The 23,710-nt window shown below is 26.7% G+C and carries 15 protein-coding genes; 13 read left to right on the top strand and 2 right to left on the bottom strand.

The window, feature by feature from the left end; all coding sequences use genetic code 11:
• The first annotated feature begins 305 nt into the window (after window positions 1–305).
• The 3 genes from NG904_RS15545 (at window position 306) to NG904_RS15535 (ending at window position 4,488) form a co-directional block, all read left to right on the top strand.
• Window positions 306–1,970, top strand: coding sequence for a glycoside hydrolase family 13 protein (locus NG904_RS15545; protein WP_252232558.1), 1,665 nt, complete (start codon window positions 306–308; stop codon window positions 1,968–1,970).
• Window positions 1,971–2,036: 66 nt separating this feature from the next.
• Window positions 2,037–3,695, top strand: coding sequence for a PTS transporter subunit IIBC (locus NG904_RS15540; protein WP_252232556.1), 1,659 nt, complete (start codon window positions 2,037–2,039; stop codon window positions 3,693–3,695).
• A gap of 4 nt (window positions 3,696–3,699) precedes the next feature.
• Complete coding sequence (locus tag NG904_RS15535) at window positions 3,700–4,488, top strand: endonuclease/exonuclease/phosphatase family protein (RefSeq protein ID WP_252232554.1); 789 nt, start codon at window positions 3,700–3,702, stop codon at window positions 4,486–4,488.
• Between the two features lie 41 nt (window positions 4,489–4,529).
• Here the strand turns inward: NG904_RS15535 and NG904_RS15530 are convergent, their stop codons facing one another.
• Window positions 4,530–5,021, bottom strand: coding sequence for a MarR family winged helix-turn-helix transcriptional regulator (locus tag NG904_RS15530; RefSeq protein WP_252215148.1), 492 nt, complete (start codon window positions 5,019–5,021; stop codon window positions 4,530–4,532).
• Window positions 5,022–5,419: 398 nt separating this feature from the next.
• On the opposite strand from NG904_RS15530, the gene NG904_RS15525 reads away from it, so the two are divergent.
• The 5 genes from NG904_RS15525 (at window position 5,420) to glmS (ending at window position 14,873) form a co-directional block, all read left to right on the top strand.
• Window positions 5,420–6,646, top strand: coding sequence for an efflux RND transporter periplasmic adaptor subunit (locus NG904_RS15525; protein ID WP_252232552.1), 1,227 nt, complete (start codon window positions 5,420–5,422; stop codon window positions 6,644–6,646).
• A 4-nt stretch (window positions 6,647–6,650) separates the two neighbouring features.
• On the top strand, window positions 6,651–9,857 hold the full coding sequence (locus NG904_RS15520; RefSeq protein ID WP_252232550.1) for an efflux RND transporter permease subunit: 3,207 nt from the start codon (window positions 6,651–6,653) through the stop codon (window positions 9,855–9,857).
• 26 nt (window positions 9,858–9,883) lie between these two features.
• The gene (locus NG904_RS15515) at window positions 9,884–11,041 is read left to right on the top strand and encodes a TolC family protein (RefSeq protein ID WP_252232548.1); all 1,158 of its coding nucleotides are present in this window, start codon (window positions 9,884–9,886) and stop codon (window positions 11,039–11,041) included.
• Window positions 11,042–11,389: 348 nt separating this feature from the next.
• The gene (locus NG904_RS15510; protein ID WP_252215156.1) at window positions 11,390–12,436 is read left to right on the top strand and encodes a transglutaminase domain-containing protein; all 1,047 of its coding nucleotides are present in this window, start codon (window positions 11,390–11,392) and stop codon (window positions 12,434–12,436) included.
• 610 nt (window positions 12,437–13,046) lie between these two features.
• Window positions 13,047–14,873 carry a glutamine--fructose-6-phosphate transaminase (isomerizing) gene (glmS, locus tag NG904_RS15505; protein WP_252215158.1) on the top strand — a complete coding sequence of 609 codons (1,827 nt, stop codon included), beginning with the start codon at window positions 13,047–13,049 and terminating at the stop codon, window positions 14,871–14,873.
• A gap of 692 nt (window positions 14,874–15,565) precedes the next feature.
• Here glmS and NG904_RS15500 read toward each other — a convergent pair.
• On the bottom strand, window positions 15,566–15,667 hold the full coding sequence (locus tag NG904_RS15500) for a putative holin-like toxin (RefSeq protein ID WP_017353723.1): 102 nt from the start codon (window positions 15,665–15,667) through the stop codon (window positions 15,566–15,568).
• A 458-nt stretch (window positions 15,668–16,125) separates the two neighbouring features.
• Between NG904_RS15500 and NG904_RS15495 the strand changes: the two genes are divergently transcribed.
• From NG904_RS15495 to NG904_RS15475, 5 genes are all read left to right on the top strand, one after another.
• Window positions 16,126–16,800, top strand: coding sequence for a Crp/Fnr family transcriptional regulator (locus tag NG904_RS15495; protein WP_252232546.1), 675 nt, complete (start codon window positions 16,126–16,128; stop codon window positions 16,798–16,800).
• Window positions 16,801–17,051: 251 nt separating this feature from the next.
• A complete protein-coding gene (locus NG904_RS15490; protein ID WP_252215164.1) occupies window positions 17,052–18,395 on the top strand; it encodes an MATE family efflux transporter in 1,344 nt (447 codons plus the stop codon).
• Between the two features lie 369 nt (window positions 18,396–18,764).
• Window positions 18,765–20,288, top strand: coding sequence for a phosphohexomutase domain-containing protein (locus tag NG904_RS15485; RefSeq protein ID WP_252232545.1), 1,524 nt, complete (start codon window positions 18,765–18,767; stop codon window positions 20,286–20,288).
• A gap of 389 nt (window positions 20,289–20,677) precedes the next feature.
• Complete coding sequence (locus NG904_RS15480) at window positions 20,678–22,090, top strand: potassium/proton antiporter (RefSeq protein WP_252232544.1); 1,413 nt, start codon at window positions 20,678–20,680, stop codon at window positions 22,088–22,090.
• A 610-nt stretch (window positions 22,091–22,700) separates the two neighbouring features.
• The gene (locus NG904_RS15475) at window positions 22,701–23,462 is read left to right on the top strand and encodes a formate/nitrite transporter family protein (RefSeq protein ID WP_252215172.1); all 762 of its coding nucleotides are present in this window, start codon (window positions 22,701–22,703) and stop codon (window positions 23,460–23,462) included.
• Window positions 23,463–23,710 lie beyond the last annotated feature (248 nt).

Below are 23,710 nucleotides of genomic sequence, written 5' to 3'. Positions count from 1 at the left end.
TTATTGAATCATATATAACAATTTGCAACCGATTGCGAAGAAATCCTTTGTAATTATGAGAAAAAATATGAAAACTAAAGAATTATATATAATTTTTATCTTAAAAAGAAAAAAATTCTTTTGTAATCGGTTATAAAAATTGATATAATCAAAATACAAAAGTGAAGAAAATACCTAGATTTAAATACAAATGATAAATTTAAGTTACTAAGAATGTAATTAGACAGTGGCTTTGTTAGTATATAAAATGAGTCATTTAATTTTTATATTTTATGCAACCGATTGCGAAAGGAATGTATTTATTAATGAAAAAAAATTGGTGGAAAGAAGCAATAGGTTATCAAATTTATCCTAGAAGCTTTAAAGATTCTAATGGGGATGGAATTGGTGATTTAAGAGGAATAATATCTAAGTTAGATTATTTAAAAGACTTAGGAATAGATGTAATCTGGATATGTCCAATGTACAAGTCTCCTAATGATGATAATGGATATGATATAAGTGATTATCAAGATATAATGGAAGACTTTGGAACAATGAGTGATTTCGATGAATTATTAACAGAAGTTCATAAAAAAGGTATGAAATTAATTATTGACTTAGTTATCAATCATACTAGTGATGAACATAAGTGGTTTATAGAATCTAAGTCATCTAAAGATAGTCCTAAAAGAGATTGGTATGTTTGGAAAGAAGGCAAAGATGGTGCTGAACCTAACAATTGGGAAAGTATATTTAAAGGTTCTGCATGGGAATATGATGAAAATACAGAAGAATATTTCTTACATCTATTTTCAAAAAGACAACCTGATTTAAATTGGGAAAATCCTGATGTTAGAAACGAACTATATAAAATGGTAAATTGGTGGTTAGACAAAGGAATTGATGGATTTAGAGTTGATGCTATAAGTCATATTAAAAAAGATCAAACTTTCGAAGACATTAAAAGTCAAGGAAATGAAAGATATGTATCTTCATTTGAAAAGCACATGAATTTTCCAGGTATACATAGATTTTTAGCTGAACTTGCAGATAAGACTTTTGAAAATTACGATATTATGACTGTTGGTGAAGCTAATGGAGTTGATTCTGAAGAAGCAGAACTTTGGGTTGGCGAAGAAGATGGAAAATTTAATATGGTATTTCAATTTGAACATCTTGATTTATGGGATTATGATTCAGATTCTAAATTATCAGTCGTAGGTTTAAAGAAAGCTTTAACAAAATGGCAAAATAATCTAAATGGTGTTGGCTGGAATGCATTATTTATAGAAAATCATGATATTCCAAGGGTTGTTTCAACTTGGGGAAATGATAAAAATTATAGGGTAGAATGTGCTAAAGCATTAGGTTTAATGTATTTTATGCAGCAAGGAACTCCTTTTATTTATCAAGGACAAGAACTTGGTATGACCAATGTTAAATTTGAAAACATAAATAAATATAATGATATTAAATCGGTAAATATATTTAATGAGAGAGTGGAATCAGGGATTTCAGAAGAAGAAGCACTTAAAGAAATATGGGCAATATCAAGAGATAATTCACGTACTCCAATGCAATGGGATAATAGTGAAAATGCTGGATTTTCAAATAATAAACCTTGGATAGATATTAACTCAAATTATAAAGAAATTAATGTTGAAGCACAGTTAAGAGATTCTAATTCAGTATTAAATTTCTATAAAAAAATGATACATACTAAAAAGAATAGCGAAACTTTAAGCTATGGTGAATATAAACTTATCTTAGATGAAGATGAAAATATATATTCATATATTAGAATTTTGGGTGATAAGAAATATATGATAATATGCAATTTATCAGATAATGAAAATTTATATAAATATGAAAAAGAAACATTAAAATTTGAAAACTTAATTTTATCAAATTACGAAGTAGATAAACATGATGAAATTAGTAGTATAAATTTAAAACCATGGGAATGTAGATTATATAGATTAATGTAGTAATGAATCTATTATGGGATAAGGGTATTGAGAAAAAATAATTATAATAAGGATAGGTGAAGAGTAATGGAAGGAAAGAGAGAAAAACTATTTTCATTTGAATTTTGGCAAAAGTTCGGTAAAGCACTTATGGTTGTTGTTGCTGTAATGCCAGCAGCAGGATTAATGATTTGTCTTGGAAAATTAATAGGAATGTCTGGAGATTTAGCTTTAATGCAAACCATTGCAAGAGTTGTTGAAGACTTAGGTTGGGGTATTATTGGTAATTTACACATTCTATTTGCAGTTGCAATTGGTGGATCTTGGGCAAAAGAACGTGCAGGTGGAGCATTTGCAGCATTAATAGCATTTATACTTACTAATCGTATTACAGGAGCTATTTTTGGAGTTAGTTCAGCAATGTTAGCGGATAAAACTGCAACAGTAACATCACTTTTTGGAAAACAATTAATAGTTGGAGATTATTTTACATCTATACTTGGAGCACCAGCTCTAAATATGGGAGTTTTCATTGGAATTATTTCAGGGTTTTTAGGAGCCACATTATATAACAAGTATTATAACTTTAATAAATTACCTAATGCATTATCATTCTTCAATGGTAAACGTTTTGTTCCTTTTGTAGTAATTGTAGGATCAGTAGTTATGGCAATAGCACTTTCAATTATATGGCCATTTGCTCAATCAGGATTGAATGCCTTTGGTGTATGGCTTGCAGCATCTAAAGATACAGCGCCAATATTATCACCATTTGTATATGGATGTTTAGAACGTTTACTATTACCATTTGGATTACATCATATGCTTACAATACCAGTAAACTATACTGAATTAGGCGGGGTTTATACTATTTTAACTGGAGCTAATGCTGGACATGTTATAGCTGGTCAAGATCCATTATGGTTTGCATGGATATCAGACTTAATAAATTTAAAGGGTGGAGGAGATATGTCTTCATATAATAATTTATTAACAACAGTTACACCAGCAAGATTTAAGTATGGTCAAGTAGTTCTTTCAAGTGCTTCATTAATAGGGGTTGCACTTGCAATGTATAAGAATGTTGATGAAGATAAGAAGCATAAATATAAATCAATGTTTTTATCAGCAGGACTTGCAGTATTTTTAACAGGGGTTACAGAACCAATAGAATTTATGTTTATGTTTGTATCACCAATTCTTTATGGAGTATATGCAGTTATAACAGGTATAGGATTTGCTTTAGCAGATATTATTAGCGTAAGAATACAAGCTTTCGGATTTGTTGAATTTTTAACTCGTGTACCTATGTTCGTAAGAGCAGGTTTATCAATGGATTTAGTTAACTTTGTAATTAGTGGGGTTGCATTCTTCTTCTTAAATTACTTTACATTTAATTTCTTAATAAAGAAATTTAAGATTGCTACTCCAGGAAGAAGAGGAAATTATATAGATTCAGAAGAAGATGAATCTTCAAAAAACTCATCAAATTCAAATACATCAGGTGATGAATTAGCAGTAAAAATAATTTCATTATTAGGTGAAAGAGAAAATATTGTAGATGTTGATGCTTGTATGACTCGTTTAAGGGTAACAGTAAAAGACAAAGCTTTAGTTTCTGATGAAAAAGATTGGAAGAAAAATGGAGCTCTTGGTTTAGTAATAAAAGATAAAGGGATACAAGCAATATATGGACCAAAAGCTGATGTTTTAAAGTCAAATATTCAAGATATATTAGGAGTGTAGTAAAGTGAAGTTATTAACTTTAAATTGTCATTCTTGGCAAGAAGAGAATCAAATAGATAAAATAAAGTATTTAGCTAAAATAATAAGGGAAAAAGATTATGATGCAATGGCATTTCAAGAAGTAAGTCAATCTATTGATGCAAAAAGTATTGATGGTAATCTAAAAGTGGATAACTTTGCAGTATTATTACAAAAAGAATTAGTTAAAAATAATGTTAATTATAATTTCTTTTGGGATTTTTCCCATATAGGTTATGAAAAATATGAAGAAGGTTTAGCTATATTTACTAAACATAATATAATTAATGAAAAATCATTTTTTATAAGTAAAGGAACAGATAGAGAGTATTGGAATACTAGAAAAATTGTAAAAGTCACATTTAAGTATAATAATGAAAATATAGATCTTTATTCTTGTCATCTAGGATGGTGGGAAGATGAAGAAGAGCCATTTAAACATCAAGTGAAAAAATTATTAGAAGAAAATGTTTCTAATAATATAACATTCTTTATGGGTGATTTTAATAATAATGCGTTTATAAGAAATGAAGGATATGATTATTTACTTAATAAAGGTCTAATTGATACATTTAATATATCAAAAGAAGCTGATAGTGGAATTACAGTCAAAGGGAAAATAGATGGTTGGGATGAAAATAAAGATAAATTAAGATTAGATCTGATTTTAAGTAATAAAAAGTTAGATGTTATAACATCTAAAGTAATATTTAATGGAATAAACAAAGATGTAATATCTGATCACTACGGTGTTGAAATTAGCCTAAACTTATAAATTAAAATAAATGAAAAATAAGACGAATGATTTCATCCGTCTTATTTTTTTTCTATTTTTTGCATTATATCGTATAGCTTTGATACACAATCACTTAATGCGTATAAATCATCATCATCTAAAATTTCAATTTTACTTGCCAATTTAGCTTTTGCAGCATTTCTGAATTTTTCAAATATATCTAATGCCTTTGCAGTTAATTCAACTCTAAGTATTCTTCTATCTTTAGAATCTGGATATCTATTAACTAGACCGTATTCTATAAGCTTATCTATTATGGGTGTCATATTAGATTTAGATATACCTAAATTACTAGCTATTTGAGATATTGGTGAAGAATTTGATTTATGAAGATATAGAATTACTTTTGTATGAGACGGTGGCATAGGAAATTCATTCATATAATCTTCAACTTCTTTTGGTGGTTTAGGAAAATTTTTTATAAACTCATTTTCACTAAATATATTATTTTTAACTAAAAATAAAAAAGTTAATAAAGAATCGGAAATTTTATCTAAATCTTGTTTATGCATTAATTTAACTCCTTAATATGCGTTCATACGTTATAGTATAAAATAAATTATAAACTAATAACCATTTATATACAAGATAGAAAAGTTATTGACTTAGAATAATTATAAATTTATAATTAATTATATTTTATCAATTAATACTAATGTTTATAAATTTTAACTGTATAGATTAAAAGGTTAGGGAGTAGGGAGGAATTTTTAAAAAAATTGTAGAAATTATTTTAATTAAAGGCTCTGTTTTAGCAGGGTGTTGATATATGCATAAGCAAAGTGGGCGGAGTAATTGAACTTTGACAATAATCATTAAGGATTGTCAAAGTCCAATTACAATGCCACTTNNACACATTTAAAACAGAGCCTAATTAAAAAATGACATTGAAAGGTTGGAGGCAATAAGTATGAAAAAATATTTAGCATTATTATTAATATTTAATATGATGTGGCTAGTTGGATGTGGAAACAAAGATGTAGCAAAACAACAAGAAAAATCCATAGCGGTATCGGTTAAAAAATCAAAAAATAGCGAGATAGAAAATAAGAATATGTTTACAGGTACTACTAAAGTAGCAACTGAAACCTCTATTACAACAGAAATGGCTGGAACAATAGAAAAAACATATGTGTCACTTGGACAAGAAGTTAAGAAGGGGGATATACTTTTGACTTTAAAAGGTGATGATGTTAATAATAGTGTTAGTCAAGCAAAAGCAGCATTGGATTTAGCACAAGCAAATTATAATAATACTACAAGTGGAAGTATAGAAAGCCAAACAAATCAATTAGAAAATTCGGTGAAACTTGCTCAATTACAATATGATGAAGCAAAAAGAAATTATGATATGTATACTGCATTGTATCAAGGAGATGCAATAAGTGAAGATCAATATAAAAAAATAGAGCTTAGCTTAAATCAAGCTAAACAACAATTAGATATAGCTCAAAAATCATATACAACAACAACTGAAAAAAATATTCCTGAGTTACAAGAATTAGCAGAGAAACAATTAGAACAAGCTAAAGTATCATATGATGTAGCAGCAAGTAATTTAAATAAACTTACATTAGTATCACCAGTTGATGGTGTAATTACAGCTAAAAATTGTGATTCAAATGAAATGATTAGTCAACAACAACCAGCATTTATTGTTTCTAGTCCAAATACCTTAGAAGTAAATATAAATGTAGCTCAAGCTGATATAAATAAATTTTCAGCAGGACAAGATGTAGAAGTTATAATAGATGGACAAACTATTAATGGTAAAGTTGAATATGTGCCTTTAGTTGTGGATTCACAGACTTCTTTATACCAAATAAAAATATTAATAGATAATTCATCAAATGCTTTAAAAGCAGGAATGTCAGCAGAAGTTAATTTGAGTCTAGAAAAGAATGAAAACACAATAACTATTCCTAAAAAAGCTTTATTTGAAGAGGATGGTAAGAAATATTTATACATAGTAAATGATGAAACTAGAGCTATAAAAACAGCAGTAGAAACAGGGATAGAGACATCAACAGATGTTGAAATTAAATCTGGAATTAATTCTGATGATACAGTAGTCGTTGGAGGAATAACACTTATAACTGATGGAAGTAAAGTATTTCCTGTAGAAAAGGAGGACTAAGATTATGAATTTAACTAAAACTTCAGTTAAACGTCCTCTTACAATAATAATGGTATTTTTGGTTGTTATTATGTTTGGTTATATAGGCTATTTGAAGATGCCAGCTAACTTAATGCCGGATATAGAAATACCAGTAGTAATGGTAACAACGCAATGGGCAGGAGCTGGTCCTGAAGATATAGATGAACAAATAAGTGAAAAAATTGAAGAAAAATTATCAGCAATATCTAATGTTAAAAAGACTGTTTCTATGTCTCAAGAAAGTGTTTCAATGGTTGTGGCACAATTTGAATATGGAACAGATTTAAATGAAATATTGAATGATGTAAGATCAAAGGTAGATTCTGTGCAATCAACTTTACCTGATGATGTTACAAAGTCTACTGTTCTTAAAATGGATATGAATGCGCAAGCAATATCTCAATTAGTTATCTCTGGTGGACACAGCTCGGAAGCACTAATGAAATATGCAGAAGATACTATTCAATCTAAAATTGAATCAGTAGCTGGAGTTACTGAAGCAGGAATTAATGGTGGAGATAAATCGCAAGTAAATATAACTGCTGATCCTGCTATTTTATCAAATTATGGAGTTAGTTTGCAGACTATAAAAAATACTTTATCAGCTACTAATAAAACTTTTCCATATGGTTCAATAATTCAAGGTGAAGATAAAATAGTCTTAAGAGGTATTGATGAATTAAATTCGTTAGAAGATGTAAAACAAGTTCAAATACCAGTAAGTGGTGGAAAAACTGTTAGATTAGATAAGATCTGTGATGTTGATTATGGATTTGCTGAGAAACAAGCTATATATAGATATAATGGTCAAAATAGTTTAGTAATAGATATACAGAAACAGCAAGATGCAAATACTGTACAAGTTATGAAGGATGTTCATAAAACAGTAGAAAAACTTAATTCAGAAAATCCTGAATATAAAATTGAAGTAGTTAATGACTCTAGTGAATACATAAATGATTCAATTAAAAGTGTAATGCAAAATCTTGCTATAAGTGCTGTTATTGCGTTTTTAGTAATTTTTCTTTTCTTAAAAAATATGAGAGCATCATTAGTTGTTGCTATTGCAATTCCTACATCAATAATAGGTGCTATTGCATTACTTTATTTTACAGGTGAAACTCTTAACATGGTAACACTAGGTTCACTTGTAATAGCCGTAGGTATGGTTGTTGATAATGCAACGGTTATTATAGAAAATATATTTCAATATAGGAGAGATACTGTATTAGATATTGATGATTGTTCTATAAAAGGTGCTCAAACTGTAACAAATGCAATTGTAGCATCAACATTAACAACAGTAGCTATATTTTTACCAATTTTATTTACTGAAGGATTTACTAAGATAATGTTTGGTGCTTTAGCGAAGACACTTATATATGCATTGTCATTATCTTTAATAGTAGCAATAACATTGGTTCCTAGTATTTTTGCTAAATTAAGTAAAGGTGAAAATGCTAAAAAACTTGTTGAAAAACAATCACCTATTTTTGATAAAATTAGTGAAAGATATAGAAGTATATTGAAAATCTCTTTAAATCATAAAAAGATAGTTGTATTTATAAGTATTTTATTATTTATTGGGTCTATATTTGGAGCAGCATTTATAGGTGTTGATTTTATGGCATCAACAGATGAAGGAAAATTAAGTATATCTATAAGTTTGCCAGAAGGTCTTGAATTAAATGCTAGTGACTATTATGTATCTATGGCAGAAAATAAAATTGCAGATATTCAGGAAATAAAAACTACTATGACAACTTTGTCTTCAGGATCGAACTCTAGTAGTGGTACAAGTGCTAATATATCTGTAGAGTTAGTTCCTGAAAAGGAAAGAAAGAAATCTACAGAGGATATAGAAAAAGAAGTTGTTGAAAGAATGGCCACTTTGCCTGATTGTGAAATAAAAGTTAATATGAGTAGTAGCATGGTTGGTGGTTCAGATGGAGTTTCACTTGAACTAAAAGGACCAGATATAGATGTTTTAGAAGAAATAGCAAAACAAGCAGAAGTAAAATTAAATTCATTAAATGGATTTAGAAATGTAACAACGTCTTTAGCTGATACAACAAAAGAAGCACAATTTAAAATAGATAAGGATAAAGCTCAACAATACGGTATAAATACATCAGGAATAGCTGGTTTGTTACGTACAGCAATAAATGGGGATTCTGTAACAACAGCTACAATAGATGATTATAAAGTTGATGTTAATTTAAAATTTCAAGAATCAAGTATTGATAGTTTAGATGATATAAAACAAATTAAAATTTTATCTCAAAGTGGTCAAGAAGTTCCAATTGGAGTATTTGCAGAGATAACTATGGAAGATAGTTTGAAATCTATTTCTAAAAGTGATGGAGATTATACTATAACTATTTCAGCAACAGTAGATGATTTAGATACAGGTACTGCATCAAAACAAGCTATGAATGCTATAAACGAATTAGATTTACCAAGAGATTATAGTATTTCTTTTGGTGGAGCAACAGAAATGATGAATGAATCAATGAGTGGATTGATATTTGCTATGGTTATAGCAATAATACTTGTTTATATGGTAATGGTTGCTCAATTTGAGTCATTTAGCAAACCATTTATTATAATGTTTTGTATACCATTTGCATTTGTTGGAGTTGTTTTTGCATTAGTAATAACAAGGGCAAATCTTAATGTTGTAGGAATGCTCGGTTCTATATTATTAGTAGGTATAGTTGTTAATAATGGTATAATTTTAATAGATTATATTGAACAACTTAGAAAGGCTAAACCAAATGATAACTTAACAGATGTAGTTGCTATTGGATCGGCAACTAGACTTAGACCAGTTCTTATGACTACAATGACAACTGTTGTAGGAATGATACCAACTGCATTATCTTTTGGTAGTGGTGGAGAAACAATGCAACCTCTTGCAGTAGTAATAATAGGAGGACTTTCAGTATCTACATTAGTAACACTTATATTAATACCTACTATTTATATGATATTTGATAAATTAGAAAAGAAATTCTTTAATAAATTTAATAAATTAAAAGATAAAATAACTAAAAAAGTAAATAATTTATCTTTTAGAAATAAAGAAAAAATAGATACTAATAATGAAGAGGAAAACTATGATATAAATTCAAAACAAATAGAAGAAAAAACTGAAGAAATACTAAATAATAACGATGAAAATAAATAATAAGCTTTTAGAGAGGAGATTATATAATGAATAATAGTTTAAAAAGATTAGTTGCATTAACTATTGCTGGTTTAATAACTTCAGCCTCGCTAATTCAAATGCCAGTAAATGCAAATACCTCTAAGCCAATATTAAGTTTAGAGAAGGCTATAGATTCGGCAATAGATAATAGCTATCAGATAGTATTGAATGAAGAAAAACAGGATATGCTTGAGGAAAAAGATGATTTTTATGAAGATGTTGATATGGATGATAATGGATATAATGATATACAAATGAGTCAAAATGAACAAAAAAGAAAATTTTTAGAAGATCAGATATCTGTAGATGTAACTAGTAAATATAATTCAATAGTAATACTTGAAAAAGAATTAGAAAACATAGGGATAGATATAGACATTAAAACTAAAGAATATGAAAACATGGAGCTAAAGAAAAAAATAGGATTAGTTAGTACAATTGAAATGCAAAATGCTAAAGCTGAATTAGAAAAACTTAAAGCTGATAGAAAATCAAAAAAACAGGAACTAAAGAATAGTAAAAAAGTTTTTGAAATAATAACAGATATAGATGTTGAAGATTATGATTTAGAGGACGATGTTAAATTCAAACAATTAAAATTAGATGAATCTTTAGATTCTTACCTTGATGAGAGAATCGATACTTATTTTAGATATAATAAAAAATTAGCTGATTGGGTTGAAGATAACTATTCAAGTACAGCAGGCTCTAAACCAGTACCTCCAAATGAAAATGATTATAAGGATGAACAGGGAAATACTAAACCTGAATATAAAGATGCGTTAAAGAATTGGTCAACTAATTATTATAATTGGATATCGGCTTCTTTAAAAGATATAGAAAGTGAATATAATGCAAATACAGCAATGAATTCGGTAAGTGATGCAAAGAGAACAATGAAACAAACATTGCTTACTACTTATACAAAACTTGTGACATTAGAAGGTAATATAGTTTCAATGAAATCACAGCTTGATGTATTGTATAACAAAACTAAGATAACTAAGCTTCAATATGATCTTGGACTAGCTACAAAGCAAGATTATTATAAGCAACTTTTGACTACTGAACAATTAGAAGTTAGTTATAATTCTTTAATTAACAGTTACAATGATTTAAAAGAAAAAATAGATAAGCCTTGGACACTTTCTTCAGGAATGTAACATAAATTTAGCTATGTTTTAGCTTTGTATTTATATATGCATAAGTAAAGTGGACAGAGTAATTGAACTTATAAATACTATACTCTTTTAGTGTTTATAAGTTCAATTTCATATTACCTCCTGTATTGATAAATAGATATGTATAATTTGGAATTTTCATTAAGTTGAAATATATAGTATAATTACTAATAAATTATGAATACATCTTAGTAATACACTCTATTTTAATAATGTTTTGATATTATAGTAAAAATTCGTGGATATAGGAGTGTATTTTAAGAATTTAAAAATACAATATAACAATTAATTAATTTATATTAATTAAGTAAAATATTTAGGGGGAGTAGAATGAACCGATTAAAAAACACATTAAAAGTAATATTAATAGGAATAATTATAATAGCTTCTACAAACATAAATGTTTATGCATCAGAAACGTTTTATGATTCTAATAAATTAAAAAATGAAATTTATGATAATTTAAAAGATTGGGAAACAGAATTTACTCTTAATTATTTTGGTGATAATATTCAATCTGTATTAGATAGTGCAATAGATAGTGAGGATTACTTAGAAAGATCAGTGTCTTCATATAATATTAAAATTAATGGAGCAAAAAATAAATTTACAATACAATATAGAACAACTAAATCTCAAGAAGATTTTATAGATAGCGAATTAAAAAGAATAGTAAATAATTTAATAGATCCTAATATGAGCACAATAGATAAAGTTATAGCTATAAATAATTATTTGGTTAAGATATACAAATATGATTATAGTATAAAGTCTGATAATGTATATTCTGCATTAACAACAAAAGAAACTATTTGCCAAGGTTATGCTATGACAGCATATAAAATGTTTAAGATATTAGGAATAGAATCTAGAATAGTTAGTGGTACTATGAATGGGACAGGACATGCTTGGAATTTAGTTAATATCAATGGAAATTGGTACAATTTAGATATAACTAATAATGATAATATAATTAGAGATAAATATTTACTTGTCAGTGATGATTTTTTGATAAACAATGGATTTTATTGGAATAAGTCTAAGTATCCAACTGCATATTATAACTATTATAATATTCCAAAGACTTTTACAGATTACAATAATGATAATGAGAAGGATGTATCGAGTTATTATAATGGTGGATATTGGTACAGTGAAAAAGGCTATTGGCACTATTTTAGATTTAGTGGAAGAGATGCAAGAGGATGGCTTAAAAACGATGGGAATTGGTATTACTTTGATAATGATGGAAAAATGAAAGTTGGTTGGATATTAGATAATGGAACATGGTATTATTGTTATTCAAATGGACAAATGGCTTATAATACAATGATAGGAAAATATAAATTAGATGGTAGTGGAGCTTTAGTAAATTGATATTTCAGAAAATGAGTCTAAATTGGTGTAATTTGTATTAAATTATCAATAAAAAAATTAAATATATAGTAAAAACTTAATGTACATTTAAAAAACACTTATATTTTTATGCAAGAAAAAAATATAAGTGTTTTTTTTGAATAAAAGTATTAAATTTTGTAGAATTTTATGCAAAAAGATATATATTATATTGTAGACAAACTCAAATTATATGATAAAATAAATCCATAGGCATGAAATCAGTTGATTGGAGGGATAATTTAGTTAGTAATATAGATTAAAGCGCCAGGACTTAAAATAATTTTTTGTTATTGTTTATTATTAAGAATAATTAATAGTAAATATCAAATAACTAAAATGAAATTAATTTTAAGTTGACGAGGTTGGGGAGTATCGAAACTTCGGCGGGTGCCCCACGGTATTTGCACTACCGTTAACAACTGGCAAAGCTATAAAGCAATTTATAGTACAAATCCAGTTAGGTGTTAAAACCTTCTTAATTTAGATTTTGTATTTATGAGTATTATTATGCCTATTTTTAAATTTATAATTAGAGGAATCTAAAAGAGGTTGTAATTTTAATATTATGAATTAAGAAAGGAAGATTAATATGTGCGGAATAGTTGGATATTTAGGAAGTGGGAAAGCTACTTCATTTTTAATTAATGGATTATCAAAGTTAGAATACAGAGGTTACGACTCAGCAGGAGTAGCTGTTGTTAATAATGGAGAAATTGAAGTAAGAAAATTCAAAGGAAGATTAGCTAATTTAGCAGATAATATAAAGGAAAATCCTGTTGAAGGAAACATGGGAATAGGACATACAAGATGGGCAACACATGGAGCTCCATCAGATGTTAATTCACATCCACATTTAAATAGTAAGGAAACAATTGCTGTAGTTCAAAATGGAATAATTGAAAATTACTTAACATTAAGAACATGGCTTAAAGGAGAAGGATATACTTTTAAATCAGAAACAGATACAGAAGTAATTCCTAATTTAATTGATTATTATTATGAAGGAAATTTATTTGAAGCTATAATTAAAACACTTAAGAGACTTGAAGGAAGTTATGCTTTAGGTGTTGTTTGTAAAGACGAGCCAGATAAATTAATAGCAGTAAGAAAAGAATGTCCTTTAATTGTAGGATTAGGAAAAGATGAATCATTCATCGCATCAGATATTCCAGCTGTATTAAGCTATACAAGAGATGTATATCTTTTAGAAGATCATGAAATAGCTGTTCTTTCAAATGATGGAGTTAAGCTTTATTCAACAGATGGAAAAGAAATACAAAAGGATATCTACCATGTTACATGGAGTGAAGATGCTGCTGAAAAAGGTGGATTTGAAGATTTCATGTTAAAAGAAATTCATGAACAACCAAGAGCTATAAGAGATACTATGGCTGGAAGAATTTCAATGGAAAAGAGTATGCTTTTAGATGATTTAAAAATAACTAAAGAAGATTTAGAAAATACAGATAGAGTATTTATAGTAGCTTGTGGTACTGCATATCATGCTGGACTTGTAGGTAAAAACTTAATTGAATCATTTGCAAAAATCCCAGTAGAAGTTGATATAGCGTCTGAATTCAGATATAGAAATCCATTAGTAACTGATAAATCTTTAGTTATTGTTATAAGTCAATCTGGAGAAACTGCAGATACATTAGCAGCTTTAAGAAATAGTAAAAATATTGGAGCTACTATAATAGCATTAACTAATGTAGTTGGAAGTTCAGTATCAAGAGAAGCTGATCATGTATTATATACATTAGCAGGACCTGAAATTTCAGTTGCATCTACTAAGGCTTATACAACTCAAATAATCGGAATGTATATGATGGCTATGACATTTGCCAAAATATTAGGAAGATTAAAGAGTGATAGATTAGAAAAATTAAAAGAAGAGTTATTAGATTTACCAGAAAAGGTAGAACTAGTTTTAGAAGATAGAGAAAAAATAAAAGCAATAGCTGAAAAAATGTATGAAGAAAAAGATGTATTTTATTTAGGTAGAGGTCTTGATTATGCAGTTGCATTAGAAGGATCACTTAAACTTAAAGAAATATCATATATTCATGCTGAAGCATATGCTGGTGGAGAATTAAAACATGGTCCTATAGCATTAATTGAAGAAGGAACAAATGTAATTGCTTTATTAACTCAAGAAGCTTTAAAAGAAAAAATGGTAAGTAATATTGTAGAAATTAAAGCAAGAGGAGCAAAAGTCATTGGAGTTTGTTATCAAGGAACTAAAGGATTAGAAGAAGTTCTAGATGAAGTAATTTACATTCCAAGAACTATGGATATGTTTGCACCCGTATTGAGTGTTGCTGCACTTCAATTATTATCATATTATGTAGCTAAAGCTAAAGGTTGCGATATAGATAAACCAAGAAATTTAGCTAAATCTGTTACTGTAGAATAATAATTAAAATTAATCAAATTTAATTGTTGTAGATTTTAAATAAAGTTATATAAAAAAGGAGAGAAAAACAGGAATCAAAGCCTGACTTTCTCTCCTTTTTAATGAGAACAAATTGAGAAAAAAACTCTGACAATGTAATAAAGTATTATGTGGGATTTTCAATTTATAAATTTACACTTTAATAATTATTTAATATTTTGATAAAAAGAATTTATTATTCACCAGCAAAAGAAATAACAGAAGGTTGTTCTGTTAACTTTAAAATATCCCTAATCTCAGATGACTTAAGATTATTGCTTCTTATAGGATAATTGTACATGATATTCACCTCGTAATTTTGATTTTTAATATATTAATAATATATTAAAAAAATAATAAATCAATTAAATAATGAGCTAATTATTAATAAAAAAAATAATAAATGTAAAATATATATAGAAGGTTAAACAAATTATTAAAATTATTTATGTTTATTTTTTATAAAAGTTTGATATAATATAAGTAAGAATCCAAATCTATGATTTGGTTATTCGGACTTACACTGGTGAGTGTAAAGAAGAAGTGCAGAAAATAAAAAAAGTAGAGTGCGTCAACACTCTACCAAATATACAATTCTAGTTGCTTAGGCAACTGGTATCACTATGTTTTTATTAGATAAAAAATAGTAGCTTTCCAATTGCGAGATGGGGCTACTATTTTTTTGATATTTTATCTATAAGTAACACTATAAATGTTAATAGTGCTAATAAAAATAATCCACCAGTAAATAGTAACATTAAAACGTCATTACTCATTAAGTATCACCTCCCTTCATAAAAGAGGTAAGTGATACCAGTAGCCCACAATTAGCTATAAAATTGTACTTTAGAATTATACCAAAAGTGATGCTCAAAAACTAGCTTTTTGTTAGCAGAACTTTCATCTACGGATGTATATGAGTAGATGTTTCCTATATGTAAAATATATACACATAAGAATAAAATGGAAAGATATCACTTGGGATAGTTACGGAGAACCATATCATAAGTGAGTGATAAATTCACTGAAATTGGATACATATATAAGTTAATATTTTACCAATTGCCAAAATTCTCAATAATAAAAATATCTATCATAAGGAGGAGTATTTTTTATGTCAATAAAAATTTCTGATGATGTAAACTTGGTAACTGTTCAAAATATATTAAATAATATAGTTAGTCTTATATTTGTTTTATAATATAGATAGTATCTTATGAAGGGGGATGAGTTTATGTATACTCCACGATATTATTTCAGTAATAATTTTAAAAAATATGAAGAATTATTTCGTAGCAAGGAACATGAAGTAAAATATTACAAAAAGGGAGAATATCTATGTGATATAGATGATGGTATGAATACAATATTTTATATTGTATCTGGCACAGTGAAATTATCTATGTTGCATCCAAGTGGTAATGAAAAGAATTTTTCTTTTCATGGTAAGGGAACCATACAACCTTTTTATTATCCATCTGATTGTAGCCTTGAGCATTCAGTATTACTTTTAGCAATATGTGATGTAGAGGTTTTAGCTTTCAAGAAAGATAACTTTGCAAATATTATTAAAGACAATCCTGAGCTATATGAAACTATGTTAGAAGGCTTTGTAAAAATGGTTAATTTATTAATGTATGATACTACAAATATTCTTTTTAATGATGGACTAGTTAAGATATGTAATTTTTTATATTCGTGTTTAATGTCATCAGAATTTAAAGATGGTGTAATTAGAATATCTCAAAAGGATTTATCTGCAATTATTGGTATGAATAGAACTAACACAGCTAAATATTTAAAACTTCTTCGTGAAAAAAATATTATTAAAACATCTAGAAATAATATAACTATATTAGATGAAAAAAATCTTTTGAAGCAATGCTCCAATGAATTATATAAAATATAATTCTTGTGTATTTAAAAGTACATAACTTTTATATTAAATGTGTTATCATCAACAGGACGTAAAGTTAAGTATCCTGTATAAATTAAATGATGTTAAAAAATAGTATGTTGGATACATAGTTTGTACCAAGGTACTTTTTTTATAAAGAAAATTATTTAAGAGGGTGTTTTATGGTTAGTTAGCTAAAGGATAAAACTAAAAAAGATATTTGAGGTCTTAAGTAATATTATTAAAAAGTTAGGATGGTAAAAATGGCAAGAAGTTTTAATTTAGTAAAGGATAGCGAAAGTAAATTATACTTAAAGTACTTAGCACCAAGTATATTTGGTATGATTATGCTATCAGGATATGTATTTGTAGATGCATTGTGTGTTGGTAGAGCATTAGGCGGCATTGGACTAGCTGCTTTGAATGTAAGTACTCCAACGATATCATTGATGTATGCAACAGGATTTCTTTTTGCAACAGGCTCTGCAACTATATATTCTATTTTTAAGGGTAAAAACGAAGATGAAAATGCTAGGAAGATGTATACTTTTGGATTTATCAGTGCATTAATTATGGGAATTATTTATTGTATTTTAGGTATTGTATTTATTGATAAAATAGCATATTTCCTTGGTGCAACTGACAATACAATTAAAATGACTAAACAGTATATGTTAACAATTTTGAGTTTTGCTCCATTTTTTGTTTTAGATATTTTTATGAATGTTTTTGCAAGAAATGATAAAGCACCTCATATATCAATGTTAGCAACTATTGCTTGTTGTTCACTTAATATTGTATTAGATGTATTATTTGTTTTTGGATTTCACTTAGGTATGTTTGGAGCAGCAATAGCTACAGCTATTTCAACAGTAGTGAGTTTTACAATAACATTTTCTTATTCATTAAGTAAAAAATCAGGACTTAAGTTAAAAAGATTTATACCAAGATTAAATGATTTTTTAAGAATAGTAACGAATGGAGTAAGCAGTTTTATTAGCGAAATGTCAGTAGGGGTAGTTACTATTGCTTTTAACAGAGTAATTTTAAGCCAGATAGGTGAAATTGGAGTATCAGCTTATGGAATTATAGCTAATATAAATCTAATATTTTTCTCAATTTTTATGGGAAATGCTCAAGCAATGCAACCTTTAGTTAGTATTAACTATGGAGCTAATGAATATAAAAGAACTTTTAACTTTTTCAAACTAGGAGTTACGTTTGCTATGGGAGTTGGAGTAATATTTACTTTTGCATCGATATTTTTCTCTTATCAATTAAGCTCTTTATTTGTAACTGATCCAAAAATTATAAAAGTGACTGCATCAGCAATTAAAATATATGGACTAGCATATCTTATAATGGGAATAAATTTATTATTTGATGCATTCTTTTATTCAGTTGAAAAACCTAAATTCGCAGTTAGTATATCTTTATCAAGAGCATTAATTATTGTTTTAAGCATGTTATTTATTCTTTCACATGTTTTTGGAAGCGTAGGAATATGGATGACAGTTCCAGTTACAGAAGTTTGTACGTTATTCATTGGAATTACTTTATTTATAAAATATAAACACAATCAGTTATCATTAAGTATAGAAAGTTAATAATTTTTATTTTAAAATTTTGTTTAATATTTATATTAATTAATATATAGTCTTTATTTTTTTATGTAAAAATGATATAATTTACAAATTGAATATATTTACATAAGTTTGATAGAAGATAAATTTAATGATTACTTTAGTGATTGAGAGAAAGTATGAAATAATTTAAGTATTATTTTGTGCTTTTTTTTTATACATAGAACTAATTATTACTTAATAAAAACGCTATAATATTCAAACAAATAAAAGTAAAATAAGTATAAAAATGGTTTTATTATGATATTATATTATCATAATAGAATAAGAAATTACTCAACATGATAATTAGTTTATTTAAATTATAATAAATTATTAAATAGGGGGATGGGTATGAACAATAACTGTTTGCATGACTTACAAAATGGAAGTGACATTAGAGGAATTGTATTAACTAATGAAGATCAAGTTATAAATTTAACTAATAAAGAAATTAAAATTATAACAATAGCATTTCATGAATGGTTAAAAAATAAAAATAAGCTTAATAATTTAAAAATTTCAGTGGGGATAGATTCTAGAATAACGGGAAATGAATTTAAACACACTATAATCAACACATTAGTCGCGTGTAAAGTCACAGTATATGATTGCAAATTATCAACTACACCATCAATGTATATGACAACTATTATGGATGATTATAAATGTGATGGAGCTATAATGATAACTGCAAGTCATCTTCCTTATTATTATAATGGCATAAAACTATTTACTAAAAATGGATGTTTAGATAAAGAAGAAATTAAAGAGGTATTAAATATAGCATCAAAATATGAAGACAATAAAGAAAATGTTTTTGTAAGTGAAATGGAAGCTAGAAGAATGACTATTTTTAAGCCACTTATTAATGATTATTCTAAACTCTTAGTAGAAAAAATAAGAAAAGAAATTAATTCTTCAGAAAATTACAATAAGCCTTTAACAGGAATGAAAATTATATTAGATGCAGGAAATGGTTCAGGAGGATTTTTCAAAGAAAAAATATTAGAAGAATTAGGTGCTGACACAACAGGAAGTCAATTTATAGAGCCTGATGGTACATTTCCTAATCACATTCCAAATCCAGAAACAGATATTTCTATGAATTTAATAAGTAATGCAGTTATAGATAACAATGCTGATTTAGGAATTATTTTTGATACAGATGTAGACAGAGCTGCTTTGGTTGGAAGAGAAGGTAGATTTATAAATAGAAACTCTTTAATTGCACTTATTTCTGCAATTGTATTAAAAGAACACAAAGGATCTACTATAGTTACTGATTCAGTGACATCGGATGGAGTAAGCAAATTTATAAAAAAATTAGGTGGCAAACATCATAAGGTTAAAAAGGGATATAAAAATATTATAAATGAGGCTATGAAACTAAATAATAAAAGGGAAGAATGTTATGTAGCTATTGAAACATCAGGTCATGTTGTATTAAAAGAAAATTATTTTTTAGATGATGCAGCTTATTTTGCATCAAAAATACTTATTGTTATGGCTAAATTAAAAAATGAAAATAAATTTATTGAGGATTTAATAAGTGATTTAGAATTACCAAATGAGGAAAGAGAAATAAAATTAGCAATTAATGAAAAGGATTTTAATAATTATGCTAATAAAATATTATATGATTTTGTTAAAGTGATTGCTGATAATGATAATATGCAAATTGATGAAGATAATTGCGATGGAATAAAAGTTATATTCAATGAAAAATTTGGAGAAGGTTGGTTTACATTAAGACTTTCTTTACATGAGCCTAAAATAGTAATTAACGCTGAATCTAATAAAACATCGGGATGTGAAAAAATACTAGAATTTATTAAAAACTTTATTAATAATTATAACGTAAGTTATTTAAACTAATTTAAAAATATAGAATTACATTTAAAGCTATATATCATTTTTAATCATGATATATGGCTTTCTTTTATTGTAATCTTAAAAATATTTATATATAATTTTGCATAAATATAGCTATTAAAGGATAATTCTAATATTAAATATAAATCTTATTATACACTAATAACATTTTAATAATATTTTAGATTGTACCTATTAGTACATAAATGCTATACTATATATAATGAGATTGTTTATATAAAATAGAAAATAAAGTATATTTAATCAATTATATAATAATTTTATCCTTATATAATTGATTAATTTTTAAAATATTATATATTTTATTTAAAAATTTGTAAAATTAATATAACAATCATTTATATTAAATTGAAAGGAAGTGGTGTAAGTATATGACAATACCATTAATTTTAGCCTCTTTAGTATTAATAATTTGTGTATTTTCTAGTAAAGTTTTATATCGATTTGGAGTACCCTCATTATTAATATTTTTGGTGTTAGGAATGATATTTGGAAGCGAAGGAATTGTTGGAATAAGATTTGATAATTATAAAATAGCTGAAGAAATTGGATCATTTGGATTAGTTTTTATAATGTTTTATGGAGGTTTTTGTACTAATTGGAAATTAGCAAAACCAGTTGTTACTAAAGCCACATTAATGTCAACAATAGGAGTTATTATAACAGCAGGTCTTACTGGAATATTTTGTACGTGGGTTCTTAAATCCTCTTTATTAGAAGGTTTTCTACTTGGAGCAGTAGTAGCATCAACAGATGCAGCATCTGTATTTTCAATTTTAAGATCTCAAAATTTAAATTTAAAAGATGGCTTAGCATCTTTGTTAGAAATTGAAAGTGGTAGTAATGATCCAGTAGCATATATGCTTACTGTAATAATATTAAGCTTTATGTCTGGAGCACAACAATCAATTTTTAAACTTTTATTATTTCAAGTATTATTTGGAATAATAATTGGAGTTGTTTTAGCTAAAATAAGTACATGGATTTTAAAAAATGTTGTTTTTGAAATAGAAGGACTTTATCCTGTTTTTGTAATGGCCATTGCTATTTTGGCATATTCTTTAAGTATATGGCTTGGTGGAAATGGTTATTTAAGTGTTTACATAGCAGGAATAATAATTGGTAATAGTAAAATACAAAATAAAAAAAGTTTGGTTAAATTTTTTGATGGAATATCTTGGTTAATGCAGATAATGTTATTCTTTATATTAGGATTATTATCTTTTCCATCACAAATACATTTAGCGTTTTTACCGGGATTTTTAATTTCTATATTTTTAATTTTTATAGCAAGACCAATATCAACTTTTGCAATATTAAGCTGGTTTAAAGTGCCTATAAAACAACAAATTTTTGTTTCATGGGTAGGACTTAGAGGGGCAGCGTCAATAGTTTTTGCTATATTAGCAGTAACGAATGATGCATTGATAAATTTTGATATATTTCATATAGTATTTTTCATAGCATTATTTTCTGTATCATTACAAGGAACTTTAATATCTCCTATAGCTAAAAAACTAGATCTTGTTGATAATGATGCTGTAGTATTAAAGACTTTTAATGATTATCAAGAAGAAATGAACACTAAATTGGTAGAACTTGAAATAAAACCAGAAAGTAAATTAGTTAATAAAAATATTATAGATGCTAATATACCAGAAGATATATTAGTTGTTATGATAAAACGTAATGGAAAAATATTACATCCGAAAGGAAAAACTATTATTTATGGTGGTGATATTTTAGTCTTAACAGGAGAAAATTTTGATAATATAGACTTTTAAAAATAACTTTTCTTATGTATATAGTAATGCTTTAACAAAGTATATTAAAAATAAATAGATATGTTGTAGGATTATATTAAGGATAAAACTTAATATAATCCTTAATTTTTATGTCTAAAGTATATTTAAGGGATATTTAGCATACAAAGTTTGATTATATATTAACAAATTACTAGGGCTATGGTTATTATTATCATAAAAACATAAAAAATACAAATTATAAGCAATATATGAATTTAATAGATGATTTGATTTTAAGTAAAAAAGTATAACTTAAATAATAATATAACAAAAAATATATGGAAAAATAAATAAACTAATAAAATATAATTTTATGCATTGAAGAAACAAAATAATTAACATATAATTAAGTTGTTAATAATTTAACAAATATTTAAAGCTATTGACTACACCTATTAATATATACCAATCCTCTTAATAAGAAGTTTAGATATTTAATATAGTAGATACAATATTTGAACTTTTTATTAGAAAACGTTTAGTAAATTTCATAAGATTAATAATTTTTTATTTTAGCTATGATATAGATATGAAAATAATAATTAATTTATATAAATAAAATACATTAAATTGTAAAGGGGAAAAAGATATGTATATTAGTGATGTTGAAATTATCTCAAAGTCGGCAAGAAATAAATACGAATTATCTAAAAATGCACCGACAAAGTATATAACTAGAGCAATTGTAGCAGGATTTTATTTAGTAGTAGCAATAATTTTATCATATACAATAGGTGCTATTTTGAATCCTAATTACCCAGAACTAGCTAGAATAATGGTAGCAGCTACATTCTCAATAGCGTTAGCACTCATTGTTTTTTTAGGTGGTGAGTTATTTACAGGTAATAATATGGTTATGGCAGTAGGGGCTTATACTAAAACATGTACTTTAAAGATGGCATTAAAAGTATGGTGTTTAAGCTACTTAGGAAATCTTTTAGGAGCAATAGTTATATCATTTTTATTTGTCAAAAGTGGAGCGTCACTTTCTTTAATACAAGAGTATATAAGAGGTATAGTAACTACGAAATTTACTCTTTCAGCATTTGAATTGCTCATAAGAGGAATTTTATGCAACTTTATTGTGTGTCTAGGTGTATTATCTACTATTAGATTAAAATCTGAAAGTGGTAAATCTATAATGATGTTTTGGTGTGTATTTGCATTCGTTATTGCTGGATTTGAGCATAGCATAGCTAATATGGGTATTTTTTCAGTTGGGTATTTTGCATTAGGTGGATTATCAATGACCTTAATAATAAAAAATTTATTTTGGGTAACATTAGGTAATATAATTGGTGGTGGAGTATTATTAGCATTGCCATTAACATATATGAGTGTTGAAGAATAAAATTATAAAAAGTGTTTTAGCTAATTTAAGATTATAAAGTGGACCCTTTGTCAATTCCACAATCCAAAAAGGTTCTTATTCAAACAAAATATGATTTCTCTCTTGTTTCTTCGTTTTCTTTTTTAGGTTCCCTTGCTCCCTCTCCTTTTTATAATATTCGATGTAGTCATCGCTTTCTTACCTCACTTCATCCCATGACATTTTGGTTATATCCTTTACCTCCTCTTTCATCATTCCAAAGAAAGATT

The organism is Clostridium sp. ZBS15 (assembly GCF_023845705.1).
Classification (GTDB): domain Bacteria; phylum Bacillota; class Clostridia; order Clostridiales; family Clostridiaceae; genus Clostridium; species Clostridium aquiflavi.
The sequence above is the reverse complement of the archived record's forward strand: the minus strand, read 5'-3'. Positions and strand labels throughout refer to the sequence as shown.